The organism is Litoribacillus peritrichatus, assembly GCF_039537985.1.
GTDB lineage: Bacteria > Pseudomonadota > Gammaproteobacteria > Pseudomonadales > Litoribrevibacteraceae > Litoribacillus > Litoribacillus peritrichatus.
Genome location: NZ_BAABBN010000007.1, coordinates 823,396 through 836,893, shown reverse-complemented (window position 1 = coordinate 836,893; position 13,498 = coordinate 823,396). Strand labels below are relative to the sequence as shown.

The window sequence follows — 13,498 nt, the reverse complement described above, 5'->3', positions numbered from 1 at the left end:
ATAAAGTCATGAAAAGTTATAAATACTTTTTCATAATTTCATCTACGTTAATTTTGCTTAATCCCCGATTGAAGATATCGGCCATGTTCTTGCCATCTGAAGTTTTTTTGAAGCAAACGAATAATTTCTTATCTTCAAGCAGCTTAGCGTTCATCTCTACTTTAGCGCTTGCGCCTTTCAGTGATTTATCCGTTTTCAACAAATACTGGAAGACATTCTGATCAATAACCGCCAACGGAATACGTCCACCCGCCACTTTTCGGACATTAATCGCATCGCTGGTCACGGCCTGAGTTTTCTGTTGCCCTGACGCCACTCTGGCATCGAAATCGTCTGTATTTACATAATCCTGAACCACCCCAATGATTTGGTTAGACAAATCATCCAAAGAGTTCCACGTCACCGGATTAGACGTATTTTGAATAAACCCCAAAGGCCCGGACCCCATTTCCTGACTAAACACAAACTCAGCCTCAACGCCTTTAGAATAGTACTCTGGAAAATACCCGGAATATTTACTGGAAGGGTCCTTTGCTTCATTCACAGCTCGTGACCAGGGTAGAAAATCCACCACCAAGTCATAACCCTCAGCTGCAAACGCCGCCTTGGCAACAGCCACCGACGCCCCACCTTCAGGCAAAGAGCGCCCCGCGTAAGGTGGCCACTCCAGAGAAGTGAGAAAAACCTTTTCACCCGCAGAAACCGAAAAAGCCAAACAAAAACCTAGCACTGCAACAAGAATACGACTCATACCAACATCAAACCTCTAAGCAATTAATTACATTCAAAATTCATTGATTTTGACAATGAGTTTAGTCTAGTGAAAAGGTATTACAAATAATCAAGAGCCGTCCACAAACCAGAGATTTACTCTAAATAAGTCTGCACGACCCTTCTGAGTATTCTCGGCCACTCAAAATTCATGCACTCGGTAGCACGCCATATTGATCTATACTCAACTCAACTGGCATTAACTATTGGGAGCCTGCAGTGAAAAAATGCTTTCTGATCCTGTTGCTATCTTTATGGAACAGTCTGGTATTTGCTGAAATCAAACCAGAATCCTATACGATCTATTCGTACCACCCCGATGCCCCTTTTTATTTGCCCAGACAACCCTTGGATTTAACCAGAGCCTGGGTGGATTTATTCAACGCTGAACATCCAGAAACACAGCTTGAATTAATGCAGGTATCCCGTCCTGTCCTCAATGAAATCGTAGCCAGCGGCCAGCCTTATTTAATACTGTGGGCAAACGCACTTTGGTTTAAATCCCGAGATCCGAACGTCTCAGCCACTAACAACATTTTTTGGGACGCAGACATTCTGATTAGCCTTTCAAATAAACCCATCAATTACTCTGAGCCTGAAGACTTAATTGGCCTGACGATAGGAGGAAGAACCGGCTACTTTTATAAGGGCATCAATAACTTTGTAAAACAGAAAAAAATCACACGCATAGACCGGCTAACCGACCAGGATAATTTTTATCAATTAACCAGCCATAAAATTGATGCCTTCATTATGAGCCGATCCAGCTTTCTTTATTGGCAATACACAGACCCATCCAAAAAAAACCTGTTCTCTGCGATTTCGCCACACGATGCATATACCCGAAGTATCTTGGTCAGCAAGCGCAACCAACCTCTCATTCCTAAATTAAATGCCTTTATCGACAGCCTAAAAAACAATAAAACCTGGCAAAGTTATCTGACTACCTGGGGGGTGAATGAACTGATTAACCCGTTTGAGCTGGAACTGGATGAACTGCCTCAATATTAGCTGGAATCTCATCTTACATGAGTATCTTAGTGATCAAGGCAGGCTTCGACGGCTTGCCTGATGCGCAATACCCCTCGTTCAATGTCAGCTACATTTGTATTTGAGAAACCAAGCACTAAACCATTTTCCCTGTGCTTTTCTACGTAATAAGAAGAGAGTGCACCACCTTGAATGCCTCTTAGCGCCATCGCCTCAACAACTTTGACATCTGAGGTATGGTTATCTTGTAACGCGCCCTTAAAAACAAGCACCAAATGCATACCTGCTCCGGTGTAGATCGCCGTCATGAAGTCAGCCAAGTGCGTCTTACACGCACGGAGCATTTCATTATGCTTGTCCTGATATAAAACCCTCATCTGACGCAGGTGACGAATGAATAATCCGGACTGTATAAACTCTGCGGTGGCCGCTTGCTCCAAAATGGGCGAATGCCCGGACATAAAGTTTTTTGCCTTCACACAAGCATCTACTAACCTTTCAGGCACCACCAGATAACCCAGACGAAGCCCAGGAAACATCACCTTGCTAAAAGAACCAATGTAAAGCACCTGTTCTTTCAGCCCCAAACCTTGAATGGCTGCGATGGGTTTGTGCTCATAGTGATACTCGCTGTCGTAATCGTCTTCCAATACCCAAACACCATGGTCGGCAGCCCATTGCAGTAGCTTCATGCGATTGCCTAACGGCATAATCCCACCCATTGGGTATTGATGCGTGGGGGTGATGTACATCACTTTTCCAGAAGGCGCTTTAGGAAGAAAATCTAGATCCAGGCCTTGACTGGACACTGGCAAGCCAATGACCTGTCCCCCATTTGCCTGAACCGCTTTGCGAAACCCTATATACCCAGGGTCTTCCACATAAACACTATCACCTTGATCTAGCAATACTTGCAGAGCCAGATTACTGGCCTGCTGAGCTCCGGCAGTAATCACTATCTCGCAGGCATTGCAGTCCACCCCTCTCGAAGTTCTTAAATAATCCGCAAGAACCTCTCTGAGAGGCAAATAACCTTGAGGGTTATCGTAACCCATCAATGAAGAGCGCTGGCTTTGATGATGAATAATTTGCGCCCACCTCTTAGTTGGAAACGCTTTTAAATCTGGTACCCCGGCCTCAAAGCTGCCATTTTCAACCTGTTGCTTTATCGGTACAGCGCCCAAAGCCTGACTAAAAGCAGAAAGCTGTAAACGCCGATGCTGTTTATTAACGCGTTCAAGAGAGTGCTCGCCTGCTGAGGAGCGGCTCACTTTTTGTGCCGTCAAATAGGTCTCTGGTAAATGCTCTGAAATAAAACAACCAGAGCCCGGTTTGCTTTCCAGATAACCTTCACTTTTTAGTTGATCTAATGCGGCATTCACTGTGTTACGGCTGACCGACATGAACTCCGCTAGCTTTCTGGTTGCTGGAAGCCGAGTCCCTGGTTGCAGCCGCCCCTTCAAGATTCTCGACTTTAACCCTTGATAAATCTGAGATTGAAGAGAGCGCTGACTGGCCGAATCGAAAGAAAAGTCTCTTAGAGGATCAAGTTCCGTCACAAATTGGTACCATTTTATTTTTTAATTTGGCACTAACTCTAGCACCAATATTTCCTCACAATCCAGCTTATCAGACTTCAGCAAGCACCACCTGACTCAGGTTAATTAATAGGAGAGTAGATATGCTAGAAAAAACAGCCAAATCAACGGTTAAAAGAACCGCAAAAAGAGCGTCCTACGACACCAAAGACCTTTATCCTCTCATTGATGATTTAAAAATGGCTCACGTCTGTTTTATTCAGGAAGGCTCGCCCTTTTCGATTCCTATGCTTATCTGGCGCATAGAGGATTCGGTTTATATCCATGGTAGCCGGGGAAGCAGGCTGATGAAACAACTGGCCAAAGGAAAGGATGTTTGTCTTTCATTCGCTGAGATGAACGGTTGGGTTATGTCTAAGACAGCTTTTCATCACAGTGCTAATTATCGTTCGGCCGTTTTATTTGGGCAATTTGAAGAGGTCACCAATGAACAAGATCAGTTACATGCCTACAAACTTTTTGTGGATCAACTTGAGGAGGGGCGTTGGAGCCAAATTAAAACGCCCGATGAACATGAACTTAAGGCAACCACATTACTGAAAATGAATATTTGCGAAGGGGCTGTAAAAATACGTACCGGCGGCCCGAACGATGACGAACAGGATATGATTTATCCCGCTTGGACAGGGGAAATACCACTGAAAAAGACATGGGGGGCTCCCATTAAGATAGAAAGTTAATCCACATTTACAGAATTCAAAAATAAACCATAAAGCGCACTCAAATCCCTCGGCTTTTCCAGGTGAGGGATATGCCCGCAGCAGTCAAGCGTTCGGAAAGTTAAGTTTTTGACTCGCCGATTCAGCAAGGCTTCACTTCGTGGCGAAAAGAAATAGTCATCCGAGCCTTTCAACACCAGACAAGGACAGTCAATGAAAGGTAATGCCCTCTGAACCAGTTGTGCGCTGTCGTTTAAATCAGACAATAACTGCACGTAAAACTGGCGCTGTTTAAGCACCTCCTTCATGGAATACTTCAGTACGGCATCCGGTGCTTTTGGCGGTGCATAGAAAAGCCGGTCAGACAGCCGGGAAAAGTCTTCCACGGTGTTGAACATCATCAGCTTTTTAAACTCTGCAAACGGCGTCAGGCCCAGACCATCTTCGGTCACCGAGTTATCAATCGCCACCACAGAGCACAAGGTTAATGAAGACAACTTATGGCCGTTCCGACCCGCATAAACAACGCCAACACTCGCTCCCAGAGAGTGTCCGAACAAGTGAAAGTCCTCCAGCGCCAGCGCATTAACAAAGGCATCCACCTCGTTTGCCAGCGTTTTAAAATCGTACTGATCAGAGGCAGTCTTCAGGGATGTGCATAAACCAGGGACATCAAAGGCAATCACACGGTACTTGCCTGAAAATATATTCATCAGGCTCCGCCATTGCGTCTTATTGCCTGAAAGACCATGCAGAAAAAGAATGGTTTCTTTGTGATGCGCAGGGCCGCTGTCTAAATAGCGGTAACGTTGAGTACCAACGTCCAGCTGCTTGAGCGTCAAACCGCCTAAATAACTGCGCATTTGATGAGACAGCCGATGGAGATTGTCTCTGCCTAAAAATTCCATAACCCTATAACACCCTACTAAAGAGAACGGCATTATACGGATTTTTTCTGGTTCAAAAATGAACCAAGTTCATATTAAAGAATTAAAAATAATTTTTTAACTAGTTTGAGGTTTGTGCAACGCTTCCAAGCCACTGAAAATGGTATCCAACGCCCCTTCAATTCGATCCCAGGTTTTTTCACTGTCTAAGTCCATCCCCGCGAACGGAGACTTCATGTGTTCACGTATGGTCAGCTGGAGTAATGCCGCCCCTAATAATGCTGTCATTTCATGATCGTATTTTGAATAAACTTGCTTACTTTCGCTTAGCATTTCCTGAACAACATTGATCGAGGTTTGTGTCCGGTTTGCAATCAGGTTTTTGGTGATGTCATTTTTTTCAACCATTTCCCAGGCATAGATAGCAACGGTGTGCGGGCGCTTCTTAAGTGCACGCCTGAAGTTTCTGAAAATGGTTTTACAGCGGTCTTTCAAAGACAACGCCACAAAGTCTCCTTTCGACATGCCCCGGATTTCATGAACGGTTGGCCAAAAACTGTCCGTTTCACCATAGGCGTCAATCACGCCTTCCAAACCACCAAAATACCGATAGATAAGCGCCTTACCGACATCCGCCTGCTTAGCAATACGATTGATCCCTAACGCGCCAAAACCTTCCTCTGCCAATATTTCTTCAACGGCGACCAGTATTCGAGCCATGGTTTGCTCTTTGTTTTTAACCTGTTTTTCAGACACTTCAAACCCCTACAGCCCGCACAATTATTGAGTATTAACTCTAAACTAATACTGAGTTTTAACTCTAAACACCAAACAGATCGCAAAGATGTTACCCATAAGTAACATTGTCTTTACATTTCGTTGACAGCCCAAAAGTTCACCGCTAAATTATGTGACCAGTCGGTAACATAATTATATAAAACTGAAGGCAGCCCGGAAGTCGCCTGATTCACAAATTTTAAATAAGGATTATTAAAATGGCTCTAGAAACACTTCTTTCCGAAACTCTTGGCATCGTAAGAAAACCCATTCTACCTAAAGTTTTAAATAAGAAACTGACATTAATCACAGGCGGCAGCAGTGGTATTGGATTAGCCGTTGCCCGTCAAATTGGTGAAGCCGGCGGCACGGTGATTCTAGTCGCACGCGGTCTTGAGAATTTAGAAATTGCAAAAAAAGAAGTGGAAGAGCTGGGTGGTACAGCGCACATTTATACCTGTAACCTGAGTGATACCGACTCGTGTAAAGCCTTGGTTGAAAAAGTACTGGAAGACCACGGCCCAATAGATGTGCTGATCAATAATGCTGGCCGCTCCATTCGTCGTTCTGTTGATGACGCTTATGATCGCATCCACGATTTTGAGCGCACTATGGATCTTAACTACTTTGGTTGCTTACAAATGATTCTTGGCTTCCTGCCATCAATGAGAGAGCGCAAGAAAGGCCACATCATCAACATCTCTTCTGCGGGATGCCAGTCCAACGTGCCGCGTTTCTCGGCGTACATAGCAAGTAAATCTGCACTGGATGCATTCAGCCGATGCCTGACCAATGAAGTGGCTCAAGACAATATCAACATTACGACGGTTTACATGCCTTTGGTTCGTACACCTATGATTGCACCAACCAAAACTTACGATTACCTGCCGGTTATGTCGCCAGAGCGCGCAGCACAATTGGTGTTGAAATCTCTGGTAACCAAACAAAAGAAAGTCACCACACCGCTGGGTTCTCTTGCCGAGGTGGTTTATGACGTATCTCCAACGTCTGCAACCCGAATCATGAATCTGAGTTATCAATTCGAAGAAAAGCTTCGCGCTTATCAAGCTAAGCAAAAAGCAAAAAAGGCACAGGCGGAAGTGGCGTAAAACCAGCCCAATTTAAACACAAGCACGCCTAATATTAAGTAGGTTGAAACCACCAAAAAGCTGAGCCACAAGGTTCAGCTTTTTTATAAGTGTTACTTGATTTTTATGCTTGGAAAACTCGGTTTACCAAACCGTTTGAACAGCTCCGGTATTTTCAACGGTACTATATTCTTCACCAGTCGAATCAGGTAGTGCAAATAGCTGGTTCGCTTGAACCACAACACCTGACGAATTTTCGCCCTCATCGGTTGATACGCTTCAAACAACAACTGCTCTGCCCGGTCGGAGTTATCCGTCAGGCTGTAGTCCGACAAGTCCAGCGATAAAACCACATCGGCTTGTTTCAACTGATCTCTTGTTCTGAGATCCATACAAATGTTGATCGCGTTACTCGCGACATCAAGCATTCCCGTGGGCTCCGGGTAAGTCTTCACGCCGTTTAAGTCCACCGCCACGATGATCCCTGCGCCCATGTCATCCAATAACGAAACCGGTACGTTTTCAACAATGCCGCCATCCACCAGTTTACGACCGTCTATTTCAACGGGCGCAAATAAACCTGGAACGGCCACCGATGCACAAATAGCGCTGGCCAGGTTACCCTTTTCAAAGGCAACCTGTTCACCCGTGATAATGTCTGTGGTGCAAATGGCCAAAGGAATATGTGCATCTTCAATATTCACATCGCCCAAATCCCGGATAATCATTTCCCGGATTGAGTCAGTTGTAAATAAACCATCTTTACGGAACGAAAAGCTGGAAATTCGTTTAAAACTGAGCTGCTCACCGACCTCCAGGATTTCATCAATACTTTTCCCAAATGCGTAATAAGCCGCCACCAGTGAACCAATACTGGTGCCGGATAAATACGAAATTTTTACACCTTCTTTCTCAAAGGCTTTTAATACCCCAATGTGCGCAATACCCTTTGCTGCACCGCCGCCTAAAGCAACGCCGATGGATGTATTAAATGGGTTCCATCTCATTGATAAACCTCTGCTGTTAATTGACCGGTTTTCTTCAAAGGCCACCCTATCCTAATCAGAAAAAATCACAAGAAGATATGAGCAAAAAAGCGTAATCGGATAAATCTGAATAAAGTAAGACGGTAAAGAAGCCTCTTAATGCTTATTAAACACGTTCCGCAACCAGTTCAGTAATTGCCGATAATTTGCCTGTTTTACCAAATTTGGTTTTGTAACTAAATAAAATGCTTCTTCCATCTCGTAAGGTTGATCCAGAATTGAAACCAATCTCCCGTCTTCTACTATTTGACGGGAGATTGGGAACACTCCCATAACAATACCCAACCCAGCTTCAGCCGCATTCATTCCCGCCTCATACGAATCGAAATACAATTCTTTCTTCGGTTGAACTGTTAACTTGTTGCTCATTAAAAAACGCTGCCAATCATTCACTCGGCTGCGAATATGAATGAGAGTCTGGTGCTGCCAGTCCCTCGCGCCACTCAAAGGGTGCTGTCGTAGATATTCAGGTGAGGCCATCAGATTGAGTTGAGCACTGGCAATCAATTCTGCCTGACAGTCTTGCCAAGGCGGGATGCCAAAGCGAACTGCGGCATCCAGTTCAGAAGACGCCAAATCTTCGATGGCCATATTGGTTTCAATCACCAAATCCATGTCAGGAAACTGAGCGTACAAATCTTCCAAAGAAGGGATCACCAGCTGATTCGCCACAAAAGGAATCATGCTGACAATTAACTTAGACGAATGATGTTTCTCTGAAAACGATGCATATCCGCTTTCGTAAAGATCCATCACCCCTTTCGCATAGCGGAAGAAATCCTGACCCGCTTGAGTCAGAGCCAACTCACGCTGCCTTCGGCTGAACAAAAACAACCCTAAATGCTGCTCAAGAGATTTCATCTGCTGGCTCACTGCCGACGGCGTGACATTCAACTGCTCCGCTGCCCGCTTAAAGCTGCTGAACCTTGCAGCAACAACAAAGGTATTCAGATATTGAATTGGAGGTGACCGATGCGCTGTTGGCATAAAACTAAGGTGTCCATTCGTAACGCTCATGCTATGAGCCAATCAAAGAAGTCAATTACGGGTTTGATACTAACAAGCCAAGATTAGATTTTCTAACTTAAGCTTAAGATATGATCGTTTGAATCCTGAAGCATTACACATCAAGATGAAGCTCACAAAACAGCCCATATTCAACGGAGAGATTCACGTGCCTTTCAACTACATTGACCTGCCAACCGCAAAAGAACAAAAAGGCCTTCGCATGGTTGTCGTTGCTGGCTTGCCCAGCCCCTGGAGTGAAGCCGCTAAAGGCATTTTTCACCTCAAAAAGTTGCCTTGGTCCGCCGTATACTTAAACCCAAAAGATAACGAATTAGCCCAATGGACAGGATCACGAAACGCTCCGGTGGCCATCTATAACAATGAACCCGCACGTTCCGGTTGGGCCGATATTTTGTTTCTGGCGGAACGCCTTTCGTCATCTCCGCCTTTACTTCCTTCAGACCCTAAAGAACGTGCTCTGGCCATGGGCTTAAGCCATGAAATCTGCGGAGAAATGGGCTTAGGCTGGACTCGGCGTTTAGAAGGTGTTCACAAAGGACTCAATAATTCAGGAGGCTTCCCAAAAGAAATCGCGCAGTATTTAGCCCACAAGTACGGCTATCAACCAGAACAAGCCCCTGAATACCAACAGCGAATTGTAACTATTCTGACAATGCTTTCTGAGCAGCTTAAATCCCAGAAAGAAAACGGCAGCCGATTTTATATAGGTTCCAGCGTTTCTATGGTCGATATTTACAGCGCCACCTTTATGGCGTATTTCAAACCATTGCCCGCCGCACAATGCCCTATGTATGATGTCATCCGAACAGTCTTTGAAACCATGGATGATCAAATCGCAGAAGCCTTAGACCCCATACTGTTGGAACACAGAGACTTCATTTATTCAGAGTTTTTAGAATTGCCTTTATCACTTTAAAGTTACTCACTCTACGACCACGGAACCCTTCTTACTGGCAAGCTCCGAATAAAGACTTTAAAAGCAAAACAAAGTGAAAAATTAGTTTTTATCACGCTTCATCGGTATGATTTATCCCATAAATTATCAGTTCATAGAGGGATAAATATGAAAGGAGCTGGAGGTACGGCCGGTGGCGTCGGCCAATTTTTTCTTAGCCTAGTAATGATGTGTGGTGGGTTTTACTTGCTGCTGAACTCAATCTCCATCACAACAAGTTTCGGCCTAGGCGCAAGAATGTATGCAGTGTCCGCGTTTGGGGGTACTTACGGCATTACAACCGGGATGATCATGATCCCTTTCATGTTTGGTGTCGGCATTATTTTTTATAACGCAAAAAACATCTTCGGCTGGTTGCTTGCCATCGGCTCAATTGTCGCCCTGGTGTTTGGCGTCATCGCCTCCATTCAGTTCAGTTTCAGATCCATGAGTGCTTTTGACCTGATTGTGATTCTGGTGCTATCCGTAGGCGGGCTGGGGATGTTCCTTAGATCGCTCAGAACCATAGACAAAGCAATTCCGGATAAATAACCCTGCTTTCAAAGGCTAAGATAAGCGACCTTTTCGTATGTCTTAGCCTTCTTCTCACCCCTCCAATCTGAACAAATCCAGTATCAATTCAAAAGTAATAAAATCGACATATCTTTTACGCCAAGAGTATCTACCGATTCTCATTTCTGAAAAATTTGATCACCGATCGTACAGATTTCGGAAGCCGCTTTAGTAGCATAACAATCCATTCACACAGCAATTCAACACTCTTTTAGGGACGGATTAGAAAAATGACATGGATGCATGCAGGAAAAACACAAGGCTTTGATTACACACCGCTGAACCACAATTTAGCGCATGAGCACGGTATAAACATTGCCTTTATTCAAAACCAAAACATTCAGATATCTCACCAAGCGCTGCTAATGCTTGCCAGCTTAAATTATTATGACCAGCAGCAAGTACTCAAAGAAATTCATTTTGTCGTAAAAAACCCTCACACAGCATGTGACCCTAGCAGTAAACCCTCTTTAAGAAAACGACTCTACCGAACCCAATACCCATTTGAACATTATCATTATTTGATCGAGTATAAAATCAACTCTAATAACCAAGTTGTTATCAATGATATTTATTTTGATCGTTCATTGGTCAGAGCTAATGATGGAAATCATTCCAATGAACGTACTGCCTTATGGAGTGTTAGTAGAGCCCCAGGAACAAATAGCGTTTACGATGGGGCAATAAGCAAAGAAAAGTTAGGAGTACTTCAAAGAGAGTGGAGATTGGGTAATGCCGTTAGCCAAATACACACCGAACACGCTGCCGTTAATGGCATGTTAAATGAATTGAATAAAGCCGCCTGGTTAATGGGAGTTCACTCTCAGGTGGCTTACCCTGATGATGACATCAAGAGTTATACCTTATTCCACAACCCCACAGATCAAACGATGATTGATCTAATTGAATCTGGTTTTGACAAACGTAGAGGAAAAAAGTCACACAACGCCCAGCACTTAGCAGCCGTCTTAAAGCAGCGCCAAATGCAAGGAAAGCCAACAAAGTGGTTAGTTCATAGCCAAGGAGCCATAATCTTTTGTGCTGCTCTTGAGCACTACAGCAGTCATTATACTGGACTCCTGACAAACCAGGAAATTACTATTCACGGATCTGGCGCCTACATGCCAAGAATCAACTCCATCGCTCATGCGCTGGGAATGAAAATCCACAAAGAAAAAAATAACCCCTTCGATGCCGTTCCCAACATTGCAGGTTCTAACGACCTTTCCGGTAGTAGTTTAAAACGAAGCCTTAGATTCTTTGGGTTAATTATAGGAGATGAGCCGCTTGCCAGCCCACATACCTTGCCTTATTTAGGCGTCGAAACCTACAAAACTCAGCTTCAAATGTTAGGCTATGACAAAAAAGCAGCCCAAGTTCAGCAATACATTAATGAAAATGCCAATGTATAGCCCTGAATAACAAAACCAGCAGTAAGGACTCTTTATGGGTGTGGTAAAAAATCTCTTGCGAGGATTTCGTGGGGGGCCAAACTTCTCTGAAACAAATAATTTCAATGCTTCTTTTGAAAACATTCAGTTCAGCGTGAGGCTCCCATATTCAAACGTCAATACCAAGGAACCTCCTCGTCCGATCCATTTTTCATTTTTAAAAGAAGATTGGTTTGAAGAAAATTCTAAAAAAATCAATCAAAATAATTACGTACACGTTGATACTCAGCTTTGGTACTACGTTCCGTTGGTTGGCTTGCCCAATGCCGAACTAGGCGTTCTATCATTAACAACCCAATTAAGAAAAGTACCACATAGTAGCATTAGCGCTTTTAATTTAAATGAACTCGGAAAACACATAGTTACGGAGTATGAAGAGTATCATAATGCTCCAATTAACAAGGATCAGGAAGATTCATTTAAAGGATGGAATACAAGAATACGTCAAGAAGTAATAGACTACTCAAACAGCCGAAACGAACCTTGGTCGCAAGAACAAATAGACAGAGAAACACAACTTAGATTAACCGATATAGGCTACGCTCCTTTATCTCCTCATCAGATAAAAACCATTAAAAACCGCCCTTGGGTATTTTACATAGAACAAAAAGCAAAAGCTCGTCCGACTAAAGATCGTGTCTATTGCACACCACTAAGTGACAAATATTATCTCTGCATGAGCTTTGGATACAGAGTTGATTGCAGCGACAAATTCCATCTGTGGAAAGACCACGCAGAAGCGGCAGAAAAGCGCATCATGGAATCAGTGAAGTTAACGTTTCCAAACGATGAAAGAGCTTTACCTTCTTCATAAGACAGTCATCAAAGCAAAAGGACTTGTTGATGAAAGTAATTAAAAGCCTCTTACGAGGCTTTCGTGGAGGCCCCGACTTTACCGAAACACACACAATAAACACTTCTTTTGATGACATTAATTTCAGTATATCTTTGCCATATACCAATGTGGATACTCAGGAGAAGCCTAGAAATATTCAATTTCCTATTTCTAAACAAAACTGGTTTGAAAGTAATTGTACACAAAGCAGACAACACCATTATGTTCCCATTAGTACACAAATGTGGATGTACGTCCCCTCAGTCAAATACACGTTAAATGGTGAACTTGGTGTACTTTTTTGTTCTTCTCAGATAAAAAAGGTTCCTAAAGACAAAGAGATTGATGCATTTAACCTAGATGCATTAGGAACGCATTTACTTGAAGAATATGATCAACACTATAACTCTCCAGTTATCGGAGGACCCGAAGATCACGGCCAGGGCCTCAACACTGAAATCAGACAAAAAGTCGATCTTTTATCAGAAAGCTTGGGTAGCCCTTTTTCGAAATCAGAATATGACAGAGAACTCAGACTGAGAATGGAGGCTATGGGTTTCCCCCCTTTATCACCTTATAAAGTCGTATCTATCAAGAACAGACAATGGGTGTACTACAGCGAACCGCAAGTAAACTCATTATCTAAAGACAATATGTACTGCTTTCCTTTGAGTAATGAGTTTTATCTTTGCCTTCAATTTCGATATCGCGTCGACATCAACGACAAATTCAAACTCTGGAAAGACCACGCAGAAGCGGCAGAAAACCGCATCATGGAGTCGGTGAAACTGACTTTTCCGAGCAATGAAAAAGCCCTGCCTTCAACCTAATTCAATTAGCTTTGAACCCTAGTAAGTAAC

At 43.6% G+C, this 13,498-nt stretch carries 14 protein-coding genes; 8 read left to right on the top strand and 6 right to left on the bottom strand.

Annotation, left to right across the window (positions count from 1 at the left end; translation table 11 throughout):
* Positions 1-16: 16 nt before the first annotated feature.
* Positions 17-751: a substrate-binding periplasmic protein gene (locus tag ABD744_RS13445; RefSeq protein WP_344799028.1), complete on the bottom strand. Its 735-nt coding sequence runs from the start codon at positions 749-751 to the stop codon at positions 17-19.
* Positions 752-990: 239 nt separating this feature from the next.
* On the opposite strand from ABD744_RS13445, the gene ABD744_RS13440 reads away from it, so the two are divergent.
* Positions 991-1,782 carry a substrate-binding periplasmic protein gene (locus ABD744_RS13440; protein ID WP_344799027.1) on the top strand — a complete coding sequence of 264 codons (792 nt, stop codon included), beginning with the start codon at positions 991-993 and terminating at the stop codon, positions 1,780-1,782.
* Between the two features lie 26 nt (positions 1,783-1,808).
* Here the strand turns inward: ABD744_RS13440 and pdxR are convergent, their stop codons facing one another.
* Complete coding sequence (gene pdxR, locus ABD744_RS13435) at positions 1,809-3,320, bottom strand: MocR-like pyridoxine biosynthesis transcription factor PdxR (RefSeq protein ID WP_344799026.1); 1,512 nt, start codon at positions 3,318-3,320, stop codon at positions 1,809-1,811.
* Between the two features lie 122 nt (positions 3,321-3,442).
* Here pdxR and ABD744_RS13430 point away from each other — a divergent pair, with 122 nt between their 5' ends.
* Entirely contained in the window at positions 3,443-4,039 is a 597-nt protein-coding gene (locus tag ABD744_RS13430) for a pyridoxamine 5'-phosphate oxidase family protein (protein WP_344799025.1), read from the top strand.
* Here ABD744_RS13430 and ABD744_RS13425 read toward each other — a convergent pair.
* Together ABD744_RS13425 and ABD744_RS13420 are read right to left on the bottom strand one after the other, a co-directional pair.
* Positions 4,036-4,926 (bottom strand): alpha/beta fold hydrolase, encoded by an 891-nt coding sequence (locus ABD744_RS13425; RefSeq protein WP_344799024.1) that lies wholly within the window; start codon positions 4,924-4,926, stop codon positions 4,036-4,038. The two genes, ABD744_RS13430 and ABD744_RS13425, sit on opposite strands and share 4 nt — an antisense overlap.
* Before the next feature lie 96 nt (positions 4,927-5,022).
* Positions 5,023-5,661, bottom strand: a complete 639-nt coding sequence (locus tag ABD744_RS13420; RefSeq protein WP_344799023.1) for a TetR/AcrR family transcriptional regulator — start codon at positions 5,659-5,661, stop codon at positions 5,023-5,025.
* A gap of 239 nt (positions 5,662-5,900) precedes the next feature.
* Here ABD744_RS13420 and ABD744_RS13415 point away from each other — a divergent pair, with 239 nt between their 5' ends.
* Positions 5,901-6,791 (top strand): SDR family NAD(P)-dependent oxidoreductase, encoded by an 891-nt coding sequence (locus ABD744_RS13415; RefSeq protein ID WP_344799022.1) that lies wholly within the window; start codon positions 5,901-5,903, stop codon positions 6,789-6,791.
* 92 nt (positions 6,792-6,883) lie between these two features.
* Here ABD744_RS13415 and ABD744_RS13410 read toward each other — a convergent pair whose 3' ends face one another.
* Together ABD744_RS13410 and ABD744_RS13405 are read right to left on the bottom strand one after the other, a co-directional pair.
* On the bottom strand, positions 6,884-7,777 hold the full coding sequence (locus ABD744_RS13410; RefSeq protein WP_344799021.1) for a patatin-like phospholipase family protein: 894 nt from the start codon (positions 7,775-7,777) through the stop codon (positions 6,884-6,886).
* A 135-nt stretch (positions 7,778-7,912) separates the two neighbouring features.
* Positions 7,913-8,833 (bottom strand): LysR substrate-binding domain-containing protein, encoded by a 921-nt coding sequence (locus ABD744_RS13405; RefSeq protein ID WP_344799020.1) that lies wholly within the window; start codon positions 8,831-8,833, stop codon positions 7,913-7,915.
* A 157-nt stretch (positions 8,834-8,990) separates the two neighbouring features.
* Between ABD744_RS13405 and ABD744_RS13400 the strand changes: the two genes are divergently transcribed.
* The 5 genes from ABD744_RS13400 to ABD744_RS13380 all read left to right on the top strand — a co-directional run bounded on the left by ABD744_RS13400 (position 8,991) and on the right by ABD744_RS13380 (position 13,468).
* Positions 8,991-9,761 (top strand): glutathione S-transferase family protein, encoded by a 771-nt coding sequence (locus tag ABD744_RS13400; RefSeq protein WP_344799019.1) that lies wholly within the window; start codon positions 8,991-8,993, stop codon positions 9,759-9,761.
* A gap of 147 nt (positions 9,762-9,908) precedes the next feature.
* Positions 9,909-10,331: a hypothetical protein gene (locus ABD744_RS13395; protein WP_344799018.1), complete on the top strand. Its 423-nt coding sequence runs from the start codon at positions 9,909-9,911 to the stop codon at positions 10,329-10,331.
* Positions 10,332-10,582: 251 nt separating this feature from the next.
* Positions 10,583-11,764, top strand: coding sequence for a hypothetical protein (locus tag ABD744_RS13390; RefSeq protein ID WP_344799017.1), 1,182 nt, complete (start codon positions 10,583-10,585; stop codon positions 11,762-11,764).
* Positions 11,765-11,798: 34 nt separating this feature from the next.
* Positions 11,799-12,617 (top strand): hypothetical protein, encoded by an 819-nt coding sequence (locus ABD744_RS13385; RefSeq protein ID WP_344799016.1) that lies wholly within the window; start codon positions 11,799-11,801, stop codon positions 12,615-12,617.
* Between the two features lie 29 nt (positions 12,618-12,646).
* The gene (locus tag ABD744_RS13380; RefSeq protein ID WP_344799015.1) at positions 12,647-13,468 is read left to right on the top strand and encodes a hypothetical protein; all 822 of its coding nucleotides are present in this window, start codon (positions 12,647-12,649) and stop codon (positions 13,466-13,468) included.
* The last annotated feature ends 30 nt before the right edge of the window (positions 13,469-13,498 follow it).

Excerpts from the sequence above, each read along its gene's own strand:
- ABD744_RS13445 (WP_344799028.1), bottom strand. The coding sequence starts at position 751 with ATGAGTCGTATTCTTGTTGCAGTGCTAGGTTTTTGTTTGGCTTTTTCG.
- ABD744_RS13430 (WP_344799025.1), top strand. The coding sequence starts at position 3,443 with ATGCTAGAAAAAACAGCCAAATCAACGGTTAAAAGAACCGCAAAAAGA.
- ABD744_RS13425 (WP_344799024.1), bottom strand. The coding sequence starts at position 4,926 with ATGGAATTTTTAGGCAGAGACAATCTCCATCGGCTGTCTCATCAAATG.
- ABD744_RS13415 (WP_344799022.1), top strand. The coding sequence starts at position 5,901 with ATGGCTCTAGAAACACTTCTTTCCGAAACTCTTGGCATCGTAAGAAAA.
- ABD744_RS13410 (WP_344799021.1), bottom strand. The coding sequence starts at position 7,777 with ATGAGATGGAACCCATTTAATACATCCATCGGCGTTGCTTTAGGCGGC.
- ABD744_RS13405 (WP_344799020.1), bottom strand. The coding sequence starts at position 8,833 with ATGAGCGTTACGAATGGACACCTTAGTTTTATGCCAACAGCGCATCGG.
- ABD744_RS13395 (WP_344799018.1), top strand. The coding sequence starts at position 9,909 with ATGAAAGGAGCTGGAGGTACGGCCGGTGGCGTCGGCCAATTTTTTCTT.
- ABD744_RS13390 (WP_344799017.1), top strand. The coding sequence starts at position 10,583 with ATGACATGGATGCATGCAGGAAAAACACAAGGCTTTGATTACACACCG.
- ABD744_RS13385 (WP_344799016.1), top strand. The coding sequence starts at position 11,799 with ATGGGTGTGGTAAAAAATCTCTTGCGAGGATTTCGTGGGGGGCCAAAC.
- ABD744_RS13380 (WP_344799015.1), top strand. The coding sequence starts at position 12,647 with ATGAAAGTAATTAAAAGCCTCTTACGAGGCTTTCGTGGAGGCCCCGAC.